1 pseudogene is annotated in these 223 nt (G+C 69.5%); it reads left to right on the top strand.

Annotation, left to right across the window (positions count from 1 at the left end):
• A pseudogene (locus E4K09_RS02820) lies at nucleotides 1-223 on the top strand (AAA family ATPase); the annotation flags it as partial.

Raw genomic sequence — 223 nt, 5'->3', positions numbered from 1 at the left:
CGCCCGGACGGAACGCTCGAGGATGTGCTGGAGGACAACGGCGGCGCGCTCACCAACGTGGTCGGCATGGCGCTGCGGCTCATCGCGGTCGTCAAGGCGGACGTTGCGCGCGTCCTCGCCTTGGACGAGGCCGATTGCTGGATCGCGCCGGATCGGGTCTCCTCTTTCTACAGGGTCCTCGAGGACGGGGCGGCACGCCTCGGCGTGCAGTGCTTCGCCGTGT

Origin of the sequence: Microvirga pakistanensis (assembly GCF_004458765.1) — a bacterium.
Lineage (GTDB): Bacteria > Pseudomonadota > Alphaproteobacteria > Rhizobiales > Beijerinckiaceae > Microvirga > Microvirga pakistanensis.
The sequence above is the reverse complement of the archived record's forward strand: the minus strand, read 5'-3'. Positions and strand labels throughout refer to the sequence as shown.